This is a genomic window from Microbacterium sp. M4A5_1d (assembly GCF_053345465.1).
In genome coordinates, this window is sequence record NZ_JBKFAD010000001.1 from 1,528,314 (window position 1) to 1,544,952 (window position 16,639).

Sequence of the window (16,639 nt, forward strand, 5' to 3'; positions counted from 1 at the left end):
TGGAGTCATCGGCTAAGGAGGCGGAATGCTCGAACTGAGCGGCATCACCAAGAACTACGGCACGCACCGCGTGCTCGACGACGTGGGGTTCCGAGTGCCCGATGGGCGCCTGACCGGCTTCGTCGGCGGCAACGGGGCGGGCAAGACCACCACGATGCGCATCATGCTCGGCGTGCTCTCGCGCGATCGGGGCGAGGTCACCCTCGACGGATCACCGGTGACCGCCGCCGACCGCCGCCGCTTCGGGTACATGCCCGAGGAGCGCGGGCTGTATCCCAAGATGAAGGTGCTCGAGCAGATCGTCTACCTCGCCCGGCTGCACGGCTTCTCGAAGCCCGAGGCCACGTCGCGGGCCCGCGGCCTGCTCGAGGAGCTCGGTCTCGGCGAGCGCCTCAACGACAACATCGAGACGCTGTCGCTCGGCAACCAGCAGCGCGCGCAGATCGCCGCCGCCCTCGTGCACGATCCCGAGGTCCTGATCCTCGACGAGCCGTTCTCGGGGCTCGACCCCCTCGCCGTCGACGTCGTGGCCGGTGTCCTGCAGACCCGTGCCGCTCAGGGCGTCGGCGTGCTGTTCTCGTCGCACCAGCTCGACGTCGTCGAGCGTCTCTGCGACGACCTCGTCATCATCGCCGGCGGCACCATCCGCGCCGCCGGCACCCGCGAGGGGCTCCGCCGCCAGCACCAGGGTCACCGCTACGAGCTCGTCTCGACCGGAGATGCCGGCTGGATCCGCACCGAACCGGGGGTCGAGGTCGTCGAGTTCGACGGCGGCTACGCCCTGTTCGACGTCGATGCCGACGAGACGGCTCAGCGTGTGCTGCGCCGGGCCGTCGAGCACGGCGACGTCGCGAGCTTCACGCCGCGGCATCCGTCCCTCGCCCAGATCTTCACCGAAGTCATCCAGGAGGTCGCCCCGTGAGCGCCGCATCCCCCTCATTCGCCCAGAGCACCTGGCTCGTCGCCGAACGCGAGATCGGCTCGAAGCTCCGCAGCAAGTCGTTCGTCATCTCGTTCGCCATCCTCTTCCTCGGCGCGCTCGCGCTCGTGATCTGGGGCGGCTTCTCGGCGGGGAACGACAGCGGCTCGCCCGTCGCGGTGACCCCGGACGCGGCCTCGTACGTCCAGAACGCGCCCGGCCTCGACGTGAAGGATGTCGCCGACCGGGCGGCCGCCGAGAGCGCCGTGCGCGACGGCGACGTCGACGCCGCGGTCGTCGCCGACGCGTCCGCGCCGAGCGGATACGTCGTCATCGGCGACACGTCGGTGTCGAACACCATCCTCCTGTCGCTCGCGCAGCTGCCGAAGGTCGAGCTGCTCGACCCCTCCGGCGACGCCGGCTTCCTCGGCTACATCGTCGCGATCGGGTTCGGCGCGATCTTCTTCATCTCGGCGCAGACCTTCGGTGCCACGATCGCCCAGTCGGTCGTCGAGGAGAAGCAGACGCGCGTCGTCGAACTGCTGATCTCGGCCGTACCGGTCCGGGCGCTGCTCGCGGGCAAGGTGATCGGCAACACGGTATTGGCGATGGGGCAGATCCTCATCCTCGCCGCGGTGGCGGTGATCGGGCTGACGGTCACGGATCAGACCGCGCTGCTGACGGGCATCGGCGCCCCCATCGCCTGGTTCGCGGTGTTCTTCCTGTTCGGCTTCGTGCTGCTCGCCGCGCTCTTCGCCGCGGCCGCCGCGATGGTCTCGCGCCAGGAGGACATCGGAGCGACGACGACGCCCCTCATCCTGCTGGTCATGGCGCCGTACTTCCTGGTCATCTTCGCGTGGAACAACCCGCTGATCCTCGGGATCATGTCGTACGTGCCCTTCTCGGCACCGGTCGGCATGCCGATGCGCCTGTTCCTCGGCGACGCACTGTGGTGGGAGCCGCTGCTCTCGCTCGCGATCCTGCTCCTGACCTGCGTCGGGGCGATCCTCGTCGGTGCCAAGATCTACGAGAACTCGCTCCTGCGCATGGGAGCCCGCGTCAAGCTCGGCGAGGCCCTGCGCCGCTGACCCGCCCCCTGCTGGGCCGGCCGCCCTCCCGCCGCATCGCCGTCCTCCGGGTTCACGCCCGGAGGGCGGCGATGAGTTTCTCGTGACGGGGAATGTCGGCGAACGCGCCGTCGTTCGCACGTGGCGGGACGATGGAGTCCGACGCTGTCCGCACGAACCCGGGAGAATCCCATGTCCCTCATCGAAGAGCGCGTCGCCGAGACCGACGCCCCCGTCCTCGACATCCTCGCCGCCCGCTGGAGCACGCGCCTGTACGACGAGGTCTCCCCCGTCGACGAGGACGCCCTCGCCAGCGCCCTCGAGGCGGCACGCTGGGCCCCGTCGGCCTTCAACGCACAGCCCTGGCGCTTCGTCGTCGCTCGTCGCGGCACCCAGACCCACGAGAAGGTCGTGTCGACGCTCGTCGAGTTCAACCAGGCCTGGGCCGGCCCCGCGGGCGCCCTCATCGTCTTCATCGCGCAGACCGAGAACGACGGCAAGCCCGTGCCCACCGCGCTCTACGACCTCGGCCAGGCCGCCGCGCACTTCACCGTCCAGGCCCACGCCGACGGCCTGTACACCCACCAGATGACCGGGTTCGATGCCGCAGCCCTCGCCGAGAAGCTCGGCATCGAGGCCCCGTTCACGCCCGTCACCGTCATGGCCGTCGGCGACCTCGGCGACATCGACGCCGCCCCCGCCGCCGTGCGCGAGCGCGAGCTCTCGCCCCGCACCCGCCGGCCCGTGGCCGAGTCGGTCGTCATCGACGACTGAGCCCGCCGGCAGCGGTTCGCACGGCGGCGGCCGCACCATAGACGAGGTCTGTGAGGTGCGACACCCCGGCGCCGCGGCGGTGCCGCACCGGTTATCGTCAAGCATGACCGCCCGCATCCTGTCGATCGGCACCGCCGTGCCGCCGGCCGTGCTTCACCAGAACTCCGTGCGCGACCTGTTCGCCGCACAGCCCGGCATCGGACGGCTGTCGCAGCGTCTGGTCCGCGCGGCGTTCGACGCCTCGGCCATCGAGACCCGGCACACCGTGCTGACCGATCTCGCCGAGGCGCTCGAGCCCGGTGGCGCGCGATCGGATGCCGCGCACCCGGCCGCCGGCGACCCGGCAGCCCTTCCCGTCATCTCCGACGACGGGGCACTGCTCTCGCCCTCGACGGGCACACGCAACGACACCTTTATCGCCCTCGCCCCCGAGCTGTCGGCGCGCGCGGCGCGGGAGGCCCTGTCTGCGGCATCCGTCGCGCCGGCGGAGATCACTCACGTCGTGACCGTCTCGTGCACCGGCATGTACGCGCCGGGTCCCGACTACCGGCTGGTGCGCGACCTCGGCCTTCCCACGACCGTCGAGCGCTACCACCTGGGGTTCATCGGCTGCGCGGCCGCCGTCCCGGCCCTTCGGGCAGCGGCACGCATGTGCGCCGCCCAGCCCGACGCCGTCGTGCTCGTGGTCTGCGCCGAGCTGTGCACCCTGCACTTCCGGGTCGCCGACGACCCCGACCAGATCCTCGCGGCATCGCTGTTCGCCGACGGCGCCGCGGCGGCGGTCGTCAGCGCCGACCCGGCGCGTCGCGGAGAGCGGTGGCTCGACCTCGATCGGTTCGCGACCGCGGTGACCGACGACGGTGAGCGCGACATGACCTGGACGATCGGGGACGCCGGCTTCGAGATGGTGCTGACGGCCGAGGTGCCGCGCATCATCGGGCGCGAGATCCGCGCCGCGGTGGCCGAGGTGATCGGCGACGGCCGGGTCGACACGTGGGCCGTCCACCCGGGCGGCCGAGCCGTCCTCGACCGCGTCGAATCGGGCCTCGACCTGCCGTCGGATGCCCTCGCGGCATCGCGTGCCGTGCTGCGGGACTACGGGAACATGTCGAGCGCGACGATCCTCTTCATCCTCCGATCGCTCCTCGACGCAGACACCCTGCGCGACGGCGAGACGATCGCGACGCTCGCGTTCGGCCCCGGACTCACGATGGAGGCCGCGCTCCTCACGGCAGGAGTCGCCGCTGGAGCCGACACCGGCGTTGCGGAGAAAGCGTCGACGGATGCCGTGCGGGCGGAACCCGTCGCATCGTGGGCCTGAGTCGTCGCGACGTCGAGCTGCGCGAGCTGATGGACGACCCGGACTGCGATCCGGAGGCCCTCGCGCAGACCCTCCGCCGCTTCGACCTCGTCAATCGCGCCGTGAGCGGCTGGGGAACGGTGTGGCGGCGGCATCTGCGGCCCGCCCTCGCGCGTCTGGATCGCCCCGCCCGCGTGCTCGACATCGGGTCAGGCGGTGGCGACGTCACCGCGCGGCTCGCGCGGCTCGCGGAACGGGATGGCCTGGACGTCGGCTGGGTCGGGATCGACCCGGATCCCCGCGCCCTCGCCGTCGCGCGCGAGCGCAGCCGGCCCGACCTGGAGTTCCGCAGCACCGACTCGACGGCGCTGCGCGCCAGCGGCGAGCGCTTCGACGCCGTCATCTCGAACCATGTGCTGCATCACCTCGGCGAGCCCGAGCTCGACGCCTTCATCGCCGACTCGCTCGCCCTGTCGCGCGGAATCGTGCTCCACGCCGACATCGAGCGGGGGCGCGCGGCCTACGCGCTCTACGCGGCGGCCATCCTGCCGGTCCAGCACGGGACCTTCCTGCGCACCGACGGGCTGCGCTCGATCCGCCGCAGCTACCGTGCCCGAGAGCTGCGGACGACGCTCGCGAGTCGCGGCGAGTGGCACGTCGTCCGCCCCGCGCCGTTCCGCGTGCTCGCCGTGGGAGCGGGGCGTGCCTGACGTCATCGTCGTCGGCGCCGGCCCGGTGGGGATGCTGCTGGCGGCCGAGCTCACGCGACGGGGCGTCGACGTCACGGTGCTCGAGCGCCGCGAACGCAGCGGCGACGGGTCGCGGGCGATCGGGCTGCACGCTCCCGTCCTCGCCGCGCTCGAGGAGGGCGGTGCGACCGACCGCATCCTCGAGGACGCGGTCCGTGTCTCGCGCGGCGAGGCCCGCAGCGACGGAACACTGCTCGGCGTCGTCCGATTCGATCGCCTGTCGGTGCGGCATCCGTATGTCGCCACCCTCCCGCAGGCCCTCACCGAGCGCGCTCTCGCGTTCGGTGCGCCGTCGCCGCTGCGTGGGGTCGCCGTCACCCGCGTGACACCGGGGCCGGCCGACGTACGGGTCGAGACGTCCGGTGCTCGCGGGGCCGGCGAACTGTCGGCGCCGCTCGTCGTGGTCGCCGGAGGCGTCGGCGCACGCGAGCTCGTGTTCCGGCCGAACGCCGTGAGACGCACGAGCTACCCCGACCGGTACCTCATGAGCGACGCCGACGTCCCCGGGAGACCCGATGCCGACGTCGCGGTGGTTCACCTCGCGCGAGCGGGGGTGCTCGAGTCCTTCCCCCTGCCGGGAGGCCGACGCCGCTTCGTCGCCTGGGACGAGCCGCCCGGGCAGGATGACGGCGGGTTCGACGAGCCGGATGCGCGGCTGCGGCGGCTGCGCACGGCGATGCGGGAACGGGGCGAAACGGATGCCGCAGAGGCACTGACCGGCGCGACGGGGTTCCGCGTGCGACGTGTGCTCGCACCGGCCCTGCGTCGCGGCCGGGTGACGGTGATCGGCGACACCGCACACGAGATCAGCCCGATCGGAGGACAGGGGATGAACCTCGGCCTCCTCGACGCGGCGACCCTCGCGCCGCTGCTCGCTGCCTGGGTCCGCAGCGGCACCGAGCCCGCTGCTGCCCTCGCACGATGGGAGCACGATCGGCTGCGTTCGGCCCGCACGGCGGGACGGCTGGCGGCGGTCAACATGCGTCTCGGCCGCCCGGTGAGTGCGGGCGCGGACGCCGTGCGCACTCGGATGCTCGGGCGCGTGCTCGCCGCGACCGGCTCCCTGGTCCCGAACGCCTATGCGATGGGGCTCGACGCCGCTGCTCGCTGAGTTCTCAGCGCAACGAGCCCGCAGCCACCACCAGCTGCGCGGCGAGCACGAGAGCCGCGGCCATGACGAGGCGGAAGCCGGTGCGGTCGGGACCGCGGAGCCGCATCCGCACCACCACCGCGACCGCGAGCACCAGCACCACGCCGAAGAAAAGCCACGGCAGGACTCCCTCGCTCCGCCCGCCGATGAGCACGGCGATCGCGGCGACGACGATCCCGGCGACAGCGATGATGATCGATACCGGCGCTCCGAGGCGATGCGGCAGCCCCCGCACACCGGTGTCGCGGTCGTCGTCGAGGTCGGGCAGGACGTTGGTCAGGTGCACCGCCGCCCCGAGCGCAGCACCCGCCACGGCAGCGAAGGGCGCCGCGAGCGTCGGATCGGGTGACGAGAGCGTCGCCAGCGAGGGGAAGAGACCGAAGCTCACGAGGAAGGGCACGACCGACACCGGCGTCGACTTCAGCCCGAGGTTGTACGACCAGGCCGACACGATCGTCACGGCGTGCGCGAGCAGCATCCCCCATCCGAGCGCCGCCGAGAGAGCGAGCGCGATGATGGCGGAGCCCCCGGCCGCGATCCAGGCCGCACGATTCGAGACCTCACCGCGGACGAGAGGCTTGTCGGTGCGGCCGACGGCGCGGTCGCGTTCACGGTCGATCGCGTCGTTGGAGATGCCGATCGAGAGCTGACCGAAAAGCACGGATGCCACCAGCACCGCGAGCCGCCAGGGCTCGAGCCCAGCCGCGAGTCCGAGCGCCAGAGCCAGAGCCGTCACGACGACCGAGGGCCCCGGGTGTGAGGCGCCCCACAGGGCCCGGATCGCACGCATGCGTCCACACTCTCACGTCAGGGTCATCGGCTCCGACGGGGTTGCGCGCCTCGGCGTCGTGGGCAGGCCGCCGCCGCGATCAGTCGTCGAGCAGCTCGGCCTCGATCACGTCGTCGTCCCCTCCGGCGGCTGCCGGCGCGGCAGGCTCCGCCGCGGGACCGGCACTCGTCAGCACGAGCGCCGAGCCGTCGGCGGCCACGTCGACCCGGACGATGTCGCCGTCGCGCACCCCGCCCGACAGGATGGCCATGGCGAGGCGGTCCTGGATCTCGGACTGGATGAGGCGGCGCAGCGGCCGGGCTCCGAACACCGGGTCGTAGCCGCGCTCGGCCAGCCACGCGCGAGCATCTGGGGTGACGGCGAGCGAGAGGCGCCGGTCCTTGAGGCGCCGCTGCAGCGCGTCGACGGAGAGCTCGACGATCTGGGCGAGGTCGTCCTGGCTCAGCGCCTCGAACATGACGGTGTCATCGAGGCGGTTCAGGAACTCCGGCCGGAACGCCTGGCGCAGCAGGATCTGCACCTGCTCGCGCTTCTGCTCGAGACTCAGCGTCGGGTCGATGAGGATGGGCGACCCGAGGTTCGAGGTGAGGATCAGGATGACGTTGCGGAAGTCGACCGTCCGGCCCTGGCCGTCGGTGAGGCGGCCGTCGTCCATGACCTGCAGCAGCACGTCGAAGACCTCGGGGTGCGCCTTCTCGACCTCGTCGAGCAGCACGACGGAGTACGGGCGGCGGCGCACGGCCTCGGTGAGCTGGCCGCCCTGCTCGTAGCCGATGTACCCGGGAGGGGCACCGACGAGCCGCGACACCGAGTGCTTCTCGCCGTACTCCGACATGTCGATGCGCACCATGGCGTGTTCGTCGTCGAAGAGGAACTCGGCCAAAGCCTTGGCGAGCTCGGTCTTGCCGACACCGGTCGGCCCCAGGAACAGGAACGAGCCCGTGGGCCGGTTCGGGTCGCTGATGCCCGCTCGCGAGCGACGCACGGCGTCGGCGACGGCCTTCACGGCGGTCTTCTGCCCGATGAGGCGCTTGCCGAGCTCGGACTCGAGGCGCACGAGCTTCTCGGTCTCCCCCTGCAGCAGGCGCCCGACGGGGATGCCGGTCCAGGCGGCGATCACGGCGGCGATGTCCTCGTCGGTGACCTGTTCGTTGACCATCCGCTCGGGCCCGTCGACGGCGGTCTCGGCGCGCTCCGCTTCGACGACCTCGCGTTCGAGCGCCGGGATCTCGGCGTACAGAAGCCGCGATGCCTTCTCGAGGTTGCCCTCGCGCTGCGCGCGCTCGGCTTCGACGCGAGCCGCGTCGAGACGCGTCTTGAGGTCACCGACGCGGTTCAGCGACGCCCGCTCGCGCTCCCAGCGCGCCTGCAACTCGTCGAGCTTCTGCTGCTCGTCCTTCAGCGTCGCGCGCAAGGCGTCGAGACGCTCGCGCGAGGCGGCATCCTTCTCCTTCTTGAGCGCGAGCTCCTCGAGCTTCAGCCGGTCGACGTGCCGGCGCAGCTCGTCGATCTCGAGCGGCGCCGAGTCGATCTCCATGCGCAGGCGCGACGCGGCCTCATCGATCAAGTCGATCGCCTTGTCGGGCAGCTGGCGGGCTGGAATGTAGCGGTTCGAGAGGGATGCCGCGGCCACGAGCGCACCGTCCGAGATGGCGACCTTGTGGTGGGCCTCGTAGCGCTCCTTGAGCCCGCGGAGGATGGCGATGGTGTCCTCGACGCTCGGCTCGCCGACGTAGACCTGCTGGAAGCGGCGCTCGAGCGCGGCATCCTTCTCGATGAACTCGCGGTACTCGTCGAGGGTGGTCGCACCGATGAGGCGGAGCTCACCGCGGGCGAGCATGGGCTTGAGCATGTTGGATGCCGCGACCGAGCCTTCGCCGCCGCCCGCGCCCATGAGCACGTGCAGCTCGTCGATGAAGGTGATGATGCGGCCGTCGGACTCGGTGATCTCCTTGAGCACGCTCTTCAGGCGCTCCTCGAACTGACCGCGGTACATGGCGCCGGCCACGAGCGCGGAGATGTCGAGCGAGACGAGCTCTTTGTTCTTGAGGCTCTCGGCGACGTCGCCCGCGACGATGCGCTGAGCGAGGCCCTCGACGACGGCGGTCTTGCCGACGCCGGGCTCGCCGATGAGGACGGGGTTGTTCTTCGTGCGGCGGGTGAGCACCTGGCTGACGCGGCGGATCTCGCTGTCGCGCCCGATGACCGGGTCGAGCTTGCCCTGCCGGGCACGGTCGGTGAGGTTGATGCCGAACTGCTCGAGGGCGCTCTGCGCCTCCTCCTGTCCGGGCTGCTGTGTGGCGTTCATAGTTCTCCTGAAATCTCTCGGCTCAAACTTGAGCCTGTGTGACTCAAGTTTATCACCGTGTCGTTCAGGACGCTACGGCCTCTGCCGCAGCCCCGGCCACCGACGCCGCCTCGGGCGTACAGGCGAAACGGGCGCGGTACGCCGAGGGGCTGAGCCCGAGGGCTCGCGCGAAGTTCTGCCGCAGGACGGAGGCCGAGCCGAATCCACTGTCGGCCGCGATCTGGTCGAGCCCGAGGTCGGTCCGCTCGAGCAGCCGCTGCGCCCGCAGGATCCGCTGCCGCCCGAGCCACGCCGCCGGGGTCGTCCCGTAATCGGCCTTGAATCGGCGCGCGAACGTCCGCGGCGACATGTGCGCGCGCGACGCGAGCAGATCGACGGACAGATCGAGGTCGAGGTTCGCGATCATCCAGTCGGTGATGGGCGCGAGCGACAGCGATGCCGCCTCGGGGAGCGGACGCGCGATGAACTGGGCCTGCCCGCCGTCGCGGAGGGGCGGCACGACCATCCGCCGGGCGATCGTGTTCGCCGCCTCGGCCCCGAGCTCGATGCGCAGCAGGTGCAGGCAGGCGTCGAGCCCCGCCGCGGTACCCGCAGACGTGATGATCCGGTCCGACTGCACGTACAGCACGTCGGGGTCGACCTCGATGCGCGGGTACATCTGCGCCATGGTCTCGGCGTAGCGCCAGTGCGTCGTGGCGCGCTTGCCGTCGAGCACACCGGATGCCGCGACCACGAAGGCTCCGCTGCAGACGGTGAGCACCCATGCGCCACGCTCGACCGCACGTCGGACGACCGCTGTGACACGTTCGTCCACGGAGTCCCAGGTCTCGCGCGGGATGGGAGTGATCACGACCAGATCGGCCTCGTCGGCGAACCCGAGTCCCGCGTCGACGTTGAGCGAGAACGGGAGGTTGGCGGGGACCACCCCGGGATCGGGTGCCACAACCCGGAAGTCGAAGTTCGGGATGCCCTCGTCACTGCGGTCGAGACCGAACGCCTCGCACGCGAGACCGAACTCGAAGGGCGCGAACCCGGGCTGGACGACGCAAGCGACCGTGTGCATGGCAGGATTCCTCCGAATACCGTCTCATCCGCCAGTATCGGCAGGATAACGCTCATCGTAGCGTTTCTGCCATGCCTTCCGACATCCTTCTTCTCGCACTCGTCCTCCTCGTGATCGCCGCCGTGACAGGCACGCTCGCGGTGGTCGCACGCGACGGCTATCGCCGCGTCCCCACCGACCCGACACGCGTGCCGCCGGCAGGGGAATCGGCGCCCACACACCGCGAGCGCGAGCGGTCACCGCGCCGGAGCGCGGTCGCCGTCAGCGGTCGCGGCGCGCGCGGGCGCGACGGGATGCCGCGAGCAGTCGCGACGCCGATTCCGCCCAGGTGAATCGGGAGATGTGCGCACGACCCGCCGCGACGAGCGCCGCGCGGGCGGCATCGTCATCGAGTGACTCGACGGCCGCGGCGAAGGCTCGCGGGTCGCGCGGCGGCACGTAGAGCGCGCCGTCGCCGCCGACCTCATGGAAGATCGCCATGTCGCTGACCACCGCGGGCACCCCGAGCGCCAGGGCTTCCGCGATCGGCAGCCCGTACCCCTCGTCGAGACTGAGCGTCGCGAGCATTCCCGCATCGGCGAGGAGCGCGGCGTACTCGGCATCCGTCACTCCGCCGTGGAAGATGATGCGGGCACCGGCGGGCGCGAGCTCCTCGAGCTCGGCGCGTCGACCGTCGGAGATCCGACTCAGCAGGTGCAGCGTGCGGCCGGGCAGCCACTGCATCGCCCGGACGAGCGTCTCGACGTTCTTGTAGGGCATGAACGAGCCCATGTAGACGATGTTCTGCGGCTTCGCAGCCCCGGGCATGGCCGTCGCGGGCGCCAGCTCGGCGAGACGCTGCGGAGCGTTGGGCAGCACCACCACCTCGCGCTTGGTCAGCTTGACGTCGGCGAACTGACGCTTGCTCGTCTCGCTGACCGTCGCGACGACGTCTGCGGCGTTCAGCGTCGCCCGCTGCGGCGCATACGAGAGGTGGAAGAGCCGCCAGCCCAAGCGCACGAACCACGGCAGATCGCGGGGCGGTGTGCGGTGCCGGTAGTAGATCGTGTCGTGCAGCGTGAGGATCAGCGCGAACCGCCGGCCGAGGGCCCCGATCGTCTGCATCGGCGAGTAGACGACGTCGGGTCGGTGCCGGTTCAGCCGCAGCGCCGCGAACGGCTCGAGCATGGAGGTCGGCGCGTGCAGCGTGACGTGCGGCGCCCCTGCCGGGAGGAACGGCAGCTGCGCGGGGTCGTGCACGATGAACGTGACCTCGACCCCCTCGGCGGGCGCCGCCGCGAACAGCGCGTGGGCGAGCTCATGGGAGAAGCGGCTGATGCCGTCGTGGAAATCGGTGCGGATGTAGCGCGCGTCGAAGAAGAGCCGCATCGTCACGCGTCGAGCGGCTCGCCGCGGTAGAGCTTCTCGAACGTGTCGAGAGTGCGCTCGATGTCGTGGATCTCGACGCCGTCGAGTGAGGCCTGCTGCATCCGCAGGTACTCCTCGGGAGAGGCGGTCAGCACGCGCCGCAGCTTGTCTGCGAGGTCGTCGACGTTGCCGGGCTCGAAGAGGTAGCCATTCACACCCGATTGGACGAGGTGCGGCAGGGCGACGGCATCCGCCGCCACGACGGGCAGGCCCGAGGCCATGGCCTCCATCGTCGCGATCGACTGCAGCTCGGCGATCGAGGCGATCGCGAAGACGTCGGCCCGCGTGTATGCCGCGCGGAGGTCGGCCTCGTCGGTGCGCCCATAGAACGTGACGCGGTCGGTGATGCCGAGCTGCTGCGCGGTCTGCTCGAGGTTCCGACGCTGGTCGCCGCCGCCGACGATGTCGAAATGGACGTCCAGCTCGGGGGCGAGCTTGGCGACCGCCTTCAGGGTGACCTCGACGTGCTTCTCCGTCGTGAGGCGCCCGACGAACAGGATGCGGCGGTGCTCGCGCGGAGTCAGGTCGGGGGTGTAGTTGCGCTTGTCGATGCCGCAGCTGATCGGGATGACGCCCGAGATGTCGATCGTGTCCTCGAGGAACTGCGCGGCCTTGCGCGTCGGGGTGGTCACGGCGCGCGACATCAGGAACGTGCGCTTGGCGTCGTCCCAGCAGAGCTTGATGATGATCTTGTCGAGGAACGGCGGCAGCGTCGTGAAGTCGATGACGTTCTCGGCCATGACGTGGTTGGTCGCGACGACGGGGATGCCGCGCTTCTTCGCCTCGCGCGTGAGTCCGCGGCCGATGACGATGTGCGACTGGCTGTGGACGACGTCGGGCTTGACCGAGTCGAGCACGCGCCGGGCGTAGTGCTTCGAGCGCCAGGGCAGCACGAAACGCAGCCAGTCGTGCGGGTACCAGCGCCACCCGGGGAGGCGGTGGACGGTGAGGTCGGCACCCTCGATGTTCTCGGTGAAGACTCCCGACTGGGAGTGCTTCACACTGGGGGTCACGACGTGCACGTCGTGACCGCGGGCGGCGAGGCCGGCGGAGAGGCGTTCGGCGAAACGGGCGGCTCCGTTGACATCGGGGGCGAACGTGTCGGCGCCCATCACGATGGTCAGGGGCGCGCGAGAACTCTCGGCGGGAACACCCTCGGTCGTCGTGGATTCGGTCACGGGTCAGGCCCAATCTGTACGGCGGCGTGCCGCCGGCTGTGGCCGACGCGGCGGCCCCGAGCTTACCCGAGCGGTATAGGGGCTCCCGGGAGGCGGCACGGCGTTGGGGGAAACCGACTCGGGCCGCGTCGGACGCTGCGCGCGACGCCCCGCGCGCACCCAGGCGGCATCCCTAGGCTGGGGTCATGGCCCGACTCGAAGCCGATGCCGATCCCGCCCGCTGGGTTGCCGTCACTGAATCGTTCGGATTCTCCGGACGCCGCGCTCGCAAGCGCGCGATCGGGATGCTGCTCAGCCAGGCGAACGCCGCGATAGGAGCGGCGCCCCGCCCCGGTGGACGCTTCGCCGCGTGGGCTGCGAGCCAGGCGGTGCCGATGCTCATGCGCCGAGCCGACGGGCGCGTGCGAGCGTGGATGTGGAAGGCCGACCCCGAGCTGCTCGTCGTCCTCGGGCAGATGCAGGAGGCGACCCCGCAGGTGCGCACCGCGCGAGCGATGATGCCGATGGAGTACGACGACACCGAGGACTTCCGCTCCCCCTACCTCGGGGCGGGCGAGAAGCTCGTCATGACGCTGCCGCCTGACCCGCGGACTCCCCCGTTCGTCTCGTACACCTGGGACACGGGAACCCATCTCGTCACGCTGTCGGCCGTGTGCAGCGACCGCGAGCGCGTGGGGACGGTTCTGGAGGAGCTCGATCACCTCGCCCGCTCGCTCCGCGTCGTCGACGACCTGACCCTCGACGAGTCCGCCAACACGCTGCGCCTCCCACCCGCCTGACCGCGCCCACTTGCCCCCCGCCGACTTGCCCCCCCCGCCTGATCGGCGGCCGTACTGCGCGTCGTCGAGCCGGTGCTGCTGACCGTCGTACTCCAGGAGCACGCGCCGCCCGACGTCGACGAGGTCGCCATAGGCCACGAAGCGCCCGGCCTCATCGCGGATGACCGCGTTGACCTCGAAGGTGGTCATTCCGAGGTCTTCGGCGTCGAGACGCAGCTCGGTCTCCGCAACCGAGTCGGTGCGTTCCCGGCAGCGTTCGTACGCGAGTCGGAGCGCGCGTACGCCGCGCCGACCGGACCACTCCGCCACCGCTCCACGGAGCTGCTCGATCGACAAGACAGGATCATGCCTGCGCATCAGGGAGTCTGCCGCGATGACGAGCTCGCGTTCGTCCATGAGCTCGGCCGATTGGCACCAGGCGACGGCCGGGTGCGCGATCGGAACGGGTCCGAATCGCCACAGACTCGCCGCGGCAGCTTCGTGCCCGCGCACCCCGACACCACGGGCACGCCCGAGCGGTCGCGGCGCCGCGACATCCACCTGCGCGCGCAGCCGCCCGGGGATCCAGCCGCCGACGAGAGCCACTGCCGTGGCATGACTGACGTGCTCGCCCGCGCGAAGTTTCGGCAGATAAGCGGTCACCAGCGCGCGCACGTCCGTCACGGGCGCACGCGAGCGGATGCCGTGGAAGGGCGCGGCCAGGTCGGCTGAACGGAGTCTGCCGCGCGTCACTCCGGTCGCGCGCGCCGTCCCGACCGTGAAGGCACCCGGCAGCGCCTCGGGGAGTTCAACAGGAGTGCGTGCCACCCGTCCAGGCTGTCGGCCCTCCGCACCCACCCCGAGCTCTCCCCAGCCCGTTCGACATCCGATCTCCGTCGCCCCGCCTGTGCAGGACCCCCTGCGCACATCCCCGCCACACGCGCGAACCGACCCGAATGGTCGGTGCGCGCGTCGGATAACGCCCCTTCGCGTCGGGTCGGCTACGACTGCGCGGACGCGGGCGGGTCGGAGGGGCGGCGGTAGAGCACGACCTCGGTCGCCCGGCGCACGCGCGCACCGTGACGCAGGGTCACGACGGCACCCGTGGCACCGGCGGCGAACACCCGCGCGCCGGGGCGCTGCTGCATCTCGTCGCGCAGACGCTGCTCGAGGTCCCGCACCTCGCGGCGGAGTCCCGCGACCTCGTTCTCGAGCTCCAGGATGCGTGCGATGGCGGGCAGGCTGATGCCCTCCGCCGACATCCGCGCCACTTCTCGCAGCTGCCGGATGTGGCGCAGCGAGTATCGACGCGACCCTCCCTGCGTGCGCCCGGGCACCACGAGGCCCAGCCGGTCGTACTGCCGGAGGGTCTGCGCGTGCATGGCCGCGAGCTCCGCCGCGGCCGCGATCGCGAAGATCGGGGCGTCCTCGTCGATGTCGTCATCAGCCATGGTTGGTCACCTCCTGGGCGTCGAGAGTGTCGTCGGGCGACCCGCCGCGTCCGCCCGAGGGGATCGGATGCGACGGGTCGAGACGAATGTGTCAGCCGCGCGCCTTGTTCATCAGGTCGGCGCGGGGGTTCTCGCGGGGCTCGACCTCCGCGAATCGTTCGAGGGCCGCTCGGGCCTCTTCGTCGAGGTGCGCGGGAACGGCGACCTGGACCTCGGCCAGCAGATCACCCGTGCCCTTCGACGTGCTCACGCCGCGGCCTTTTACCCGCAGGACGCGGCCCGACGGGGTGCCGGGCGCGACCCGGAGCTTGACGGGGTCGCCGCCCAGCGTCGGCACCTCGATCGTGGCGCCGAGGGCCGCCTCGGTGAAGGTCACCGGGACCACCACGCGAAGGTTGAGTCCGTCGCGCGTGAAGACCGGGTGCGGCCGGACCGTGACGCTCACGACGATGTCACCCGATTCACCGCCGTCCGGCGAGGGACGCCCGCGACCGCGGAGCCGGATCTTCTGCCCGTCCTTCACACCCGCCGGGATCTTCACCTTGAACGGCTTGCCGTCCTCGCCCTGGAGCGTGACGGTGTCACCGCGGACCGCGGTGGCGAAGTCGAGCGTCGTCCGTGCGGTGACGTCCGCACCGCGCTGCGGGCCGCCGAAGCCCTGGAAGCCCCCGGTCGAGCGGCCGAAGCCGCCCGACCCGAAGCGGCTCGACCGCCCCGTCTGCTGGTTGAACATCGCGAAGATGTCGTCGAAGTCCGCGCCGCGAGCTCCGGCACCGCCTCGCGCACCCTGGTTGAAGGCGCTGAAGACGTCCTCGAAGCCACCGGCGCCCTGGCCACCCGCGGTGAAGCGGGCACTGCCCGACCCCATCGCCCGGATCTGGTCGTACTCCGCGCGCTGCTCCTTGTCGGAGAGCACGGAGTACGCCTCGCTGATCTCCTTGAACTTCGCCTCGGCCGCGGGGTCTCCCTGCGTCGAGTCGGGGTGGTACTTGCGCGCGAGCTTGCGGTAGGTCTTCTTCAGGTCGGTGTCGGAGACGTCTTTGGAGACGCCCAGCACCTTGTAGAAGTCCTTGTCGAACCAGTCCTGACTGGCCATGTCGTTGCCTCCTATTCGGCCGGCACCGCGACGACGACCTTCGCCGGACGCAGCTCGATGCCGCCGAGGCGGTAGCCGACCTCGACGACCTCGAGGATCGTCGGCTCGGCCGTGCCCGGGGTGGGCGCCTGGAAGATCGCCTCGTGCTGCTGCGGGTCGAACGCGTCGCCGGCGGCGCCGTAGGACTCGACGCCCAGTCGTGCCACCACCCCGCGGAGCTTGTCCGCGATCACCGCGAGCGGCGATCCCTCGACGAGGTCGCCGTGCTTGTCGGCACGGTCGAGGTCGTCGAGCACGGGCAGCAGGCCCTTCGCGACCGAGCCCTTCGCGCGCTCGATCTCAGCCTCGCGCTGGTCCTCGGTACGCCGACGGTAGTTGGCGTACTCGGCCTGCACGCGCTTGAGGTCGAGCAGCAGGTCGTGCTCTTCGGCGGGTGCTTCCGCGACGGCGGCCTCGTCGGACTGCGTCGCGCCGAGGATGTCGTCGATGGTCAGTTCGTCGTCCGCAGCTGCGGCATCCGATGCTCCGGGGGCCCCGTGCGCGTCGGGGTCGGACGCCTGGGCGTCCGACCCCTCCTCGCCGAGGACCTCGTCATCGCCGTGCGGCTCTTCGAAGTCCTTATCGGTCAT

At 71.2% G+C, this 16,639-nt stretch carries 16 protein-coding genes; 8 read left to right on the top strand and 8 right to left on the bottom strand.

What is annotated here, in order from left to right; all coding sequences use genetic code 11:
- Positions 1–25: 25 nt before the first annotated feature.
- The 6 genes from ACLBWJ_RS07335 (at position 26) to ACLBWJ_RS07360 (ending at position 5,920) form a co-directional block, all read left to right on the top strand.
- Entirely contained in the window at positions 26–922 is an 897-nt protein-coding gene (locus ACLBWJ_RS07335) for an ABC transporter ATP-binding protein (protein WP_274178235.1), read from the top strand.
- Positions 919–2,007 carry an ABC transporter permease gene (locus ACLBWJ_RS07340; RefSeq protein ID WP_274178234.1) on the top strand — a complete coding sequence of 363 codons (1,089 nt, stop codon included), beginning with the start codon at positions 919–921 and terminating at the stop codon, positions 2,005–2,007. The genes ACLBWJ_RS07335 and ACLBWJ_RS07340 overlap by 4 nt, the downstream gene beginning before the upstream one ends.
- 171 nt (positions 2,008–2,178) lie before the next feature.
- Complete coding sequence (locus ACLBWJ_RS07345) at positions 2,179–2,760, top strand: nitroreductase family protein (RefSeq protein WP_112616103.1); 582 nt, start codon at positions 2,179–2,181, stop codon at positions 2,758–2,760.
- A 103-nt stretch (positions 2,761–2,863) separates the two neighbouring features.
- Positions 2,864–4,081 carry a type III polyketide synthase gene (locus ACLBWJ_RS07350; RefSeq protein ID WP_447659989.1) on the top strand — a complete coding sequence of 406 codons (1,218 nt, stop codon included), beginning with the start codon at positions 2,864–2,866 and terminating at the stop codon, positions 4,079–4,081.
- The gene (locus tag ACLBWJ_RS07355; protein ID WP_447659990.1) at positions 4,072–4,770 is read left to right on the top strand and encodes a methyltransferase domain-containing protein; all 699 of its coding nucleotides are present in this window, start codon (positions 4,072–4,074) and stop codon (positions 4,768–4,770) included. The genes ACLBWJ_RS07350 and ACLBWJ_RS07355 overlap by 10 nt, the downstream gene beginning before the upstream one ends.
- Positions 4,763–5,920 carry an FAD-dependent oxidoreductase gene (locus tag ACLBWJ_RS07360; RefSeq protein ID WP_447659991.1) on the top strand — a complete coding sequence of 386 codons (1,158 nt, stop codon included), beginning with the start codon at positions 4,763–4,765 and terminating at the stop codon, positions 5,918–5,920. The genes ACLBWJ_RS07355 and ACLBWJ_RS07360 overlap by 8 nt, the downstream gene beginning before the upstream one ends.
- 4 nt (positions 5,921–5,924) lie before the next feature.
- Here the strand turns inward: ACLBWJ_RS07360 and ACLBWJ_RS07365 are convergent, their stop codons facing one another.
- The 5 genes from ACLBWJ_RS07365 to ACLBWJ_RS07385 all read right to left on the bottom strand — a co-directional run bounded on the left by ACLBWJ_RS07365 (position 5,925) and on the right by ACLBWJ_RS07385 (position 12,639).
- Positions 5,925–6,749 carry a UbiA family prenyltransferase gene (locus ACLBWJ_RS07365; RefSeq protein ID WP_447659993.1) on the bottom strand — a complete coding sequence of 275 codons (825 nt, stop codon included), beginning with the start codon at positions 6,747–6,749 and terminating at the stop codon, positions 5,925–5,927.
- Positions 6,750–6,828: 79 nt separating this feature from the next.
- A complete protein-coding gene (locus ACLBWJ_RS07370; protein WP_269267039.1) occupies positions 6,829–9,057 on the bottom strand; it encodes an ATP-dependent Clp protease ATP-binding subunit in 2,229 nt (742 codons plus the stop codon).
- Between the two features lie 64 nt (positions 9,058–9,121).
- Positions 9,122–10,120 (bottom strand): helix-turn-helix domain-containing protein, encoded by a 999-nt coding sequence (locus ACLBWJ_RS07375; RefSeq protein WP_447659995.1) that lies wholly within the window; start codon positions 10,118–10,120, stop codon positions 9,122–9,124.
- Between the two features lie 261 nt (positions 10,121–10,381).
- The gene (locus ACLBWJ_RS07380; RefSeq protein WP_112616087.1) at positions 10,382–11,488 is read right to left on the bottom strand and encodes a glycosyltransferase; all 1,107 of its coding nucleotides are present in this window, start codon (positions 11,486–11,488) and stop codon (positions 10,382–10,384) included.
- A gap of 2 nt (positions 11,489–11,490) precedes the next feature.
- Positions 11,491–12,639, bottom strand: coding sequence for a glycosyltransferase (locus ACLBWJ_RS07385; RefSeq protein ID WP_439117189.1), 1,149 nt, complete (start codon positions 12,637–12,639; stop codon positions 11,491–11,493).
- A gap of 251 nt (positions 12,640–12,890) precedes the next feature.
- Here ACLBWJ_RS07385 and ACLBWJ_RS07390 point away from each other — a divergent pair, with 251 nt between their 5' ends.
- Together ACLBWJ_RS07390 and ACLBWJ_RS07395 are read left to right on the top strand one after the other, a co-directional pair.
- Positions 12,891–13,484 carry a hypothetical protein gene (locus ACLBWJ_RS07390; RefSeq protein ID WP_447659996.1) on the top strand — a complete coding sequence of 198 codons (594 nt, stop codon included), beginning with the start codon at positions 12,891–12,893 and terminating at the stop codon, positions 13,482–13,484.
- Positions 13,485–13,556: 72 nt separating this feature from the next.
- A complete protein-coding gene (locus ACLBWJ_RS07395) occupies positions 13,557–14,195 on the top strand; it encodes a hypothetical protein (RefSeq protein ID WP_447659997.1) in 639 nt (212 codons plus the stop codon).
- A gap of 269 nt (positions 14,196–14,464) precedes the next feature.
- Here ACLBWJ_RS07395 and ACLBWJ_RS07400 read toward each other — a convergent pair whose 3' ends face one another.
- The 3 genes from ACLBWJ_RS07400 to ACLBWJ_RS07410 all read right to left on the bottom strand — a co-directional run bounded on the left by ACLBWJ_RS07400 (position 14,465) and on the right by ACLBWJ_RS07410 (position 16,639).
- Positions 14,465–14,914 (bottom strand): heat shock protein transcriptional repressor HspR, encoded by a 450-nt coding sequence (locus tag ACLBWJ_RS07400; RefSeq protein WP_447659999.1) that lies wholly within the window; start codon positions 14,912–14,914, stop codon positions 14,465–14,467.
- A 91-nt stretch (positions 14,915–15,005) separates the two neighbouring features.
- A complete protein-coding gene (locus ACLBWJ_RS07405; protein WP_112616079.1) occupies positions 15,006–16,010 on the bottom strand; it encodes a DnaJ C-terminal domain-containing protein in 1,005 nt (334 codons plus the stop codon).
- Positions 16,011–16,021: 11 nt separating this feature from the next.
- Entirely contained in the window at positions 16,022–16,639 is a 618-nt protein-coding gene (locus tag ACLBWJ_RS07410; RefSeq protein ID WP_447660001.1) for a nucleotide exchange factor GrpE, read from the bottom strand.

What these genes read in the sequence shown, in the direction of transcription:
- ACLBWJ_RS07335 (WP_274178235.1), top strand. Translation starts at nt 26, where the DNA reads ATGCTCGAACTGAGCGGCATCACCAAGAACTACGGCACGCACCGCGTG.
- ACLBWJ_RS07345 (WP_112616103.1), top strand. Translation starts at nt 2,179, where the DNA reads ATGTCCCTCATCGAAGAGCGCGTCGCCGAGACCGACGCCCCCGTCCTC.
- ACLBWJ_RS07350 (WP_447659989.1), top strand. Translation starts at nt 2,864, where the DNA reads ATGACCGCCCGCATCCTGTCGATCGGCACCGCCGTGCCGCCGGCCGTG.
- ACLBWJ_RS07365 (WP_447659993.1), bottom strand. Translation starts at nt 6,749, where the DNA reads ATGCGTGCGATCCGGGCCCTGTGGGGCGCCTCACACCCGGGGCCCTCG.
- ACLBWJ_RS07370 (WP_269267039.1), bottom strand. Translation starts at nt 9,057, where the DNA reads ATGAACGCCACACAGCAGCCCGGACAGGAGGAGGCGCAGAGCGCCCTC.
- ACLBWJ_RS07375 (WP_447659995.1), bottom strand. Translation starts at nt 10,120, where the DNA reads ATGCACACGGTCGCTTGCGTCGTCCAGCCCGGGTTCGCGCCCTTCGAG.
- ACLBWJ_RS07380 (WP_112616087.1), bottom strand. Translation starts at nt 11,488, where the DNA reads ATGCGGCTCTTCTTCGACGCGCGCTACATCCGCACCGATTTCCACGAC.
- ACLBWJ_RS07385 (WP_439117189.1), bottom strand. Translation starts at nt 12,639, where the DNA reads ATGGGCGCCGACACGTTCGCCCCCGATGTCAACGGAGCCGCCCGTTTC.
- ACLBWJ_RS07390 (WP_447659996.1), top strand. Translation starts at nt 12,891, where the DNA reads ATGGCCCGACTCGAAGCCGATGCCGATCCCGCCCGCTGGGTTGCCGTC.
- ACLBWJ_RS07400 (WP_447659999.1), bottom strand. Translation starts at nt 14,914, where the DNA reads ATGGCTGATGACGACATCGACGAGGACGCCCCGATCTTCGCGATCGCG.
- ACLBWJ_RS07405 (WP_112616079.1), bottom strand. Translation starts at nt 16,010, where the DNA reads ATGGCCAGTCAGGACTGGTTCGACAAGGACTTCTACAAGGTGCTGGGC.
- ACLBWJ_RS07410 (WP_447660001.1), bottom strand. Translation starts at nt 16,639, where the DNA reads ATGACCGATAAGGACTTCGAAGAGCCGCACGGCGATGACGAGGTCCTC.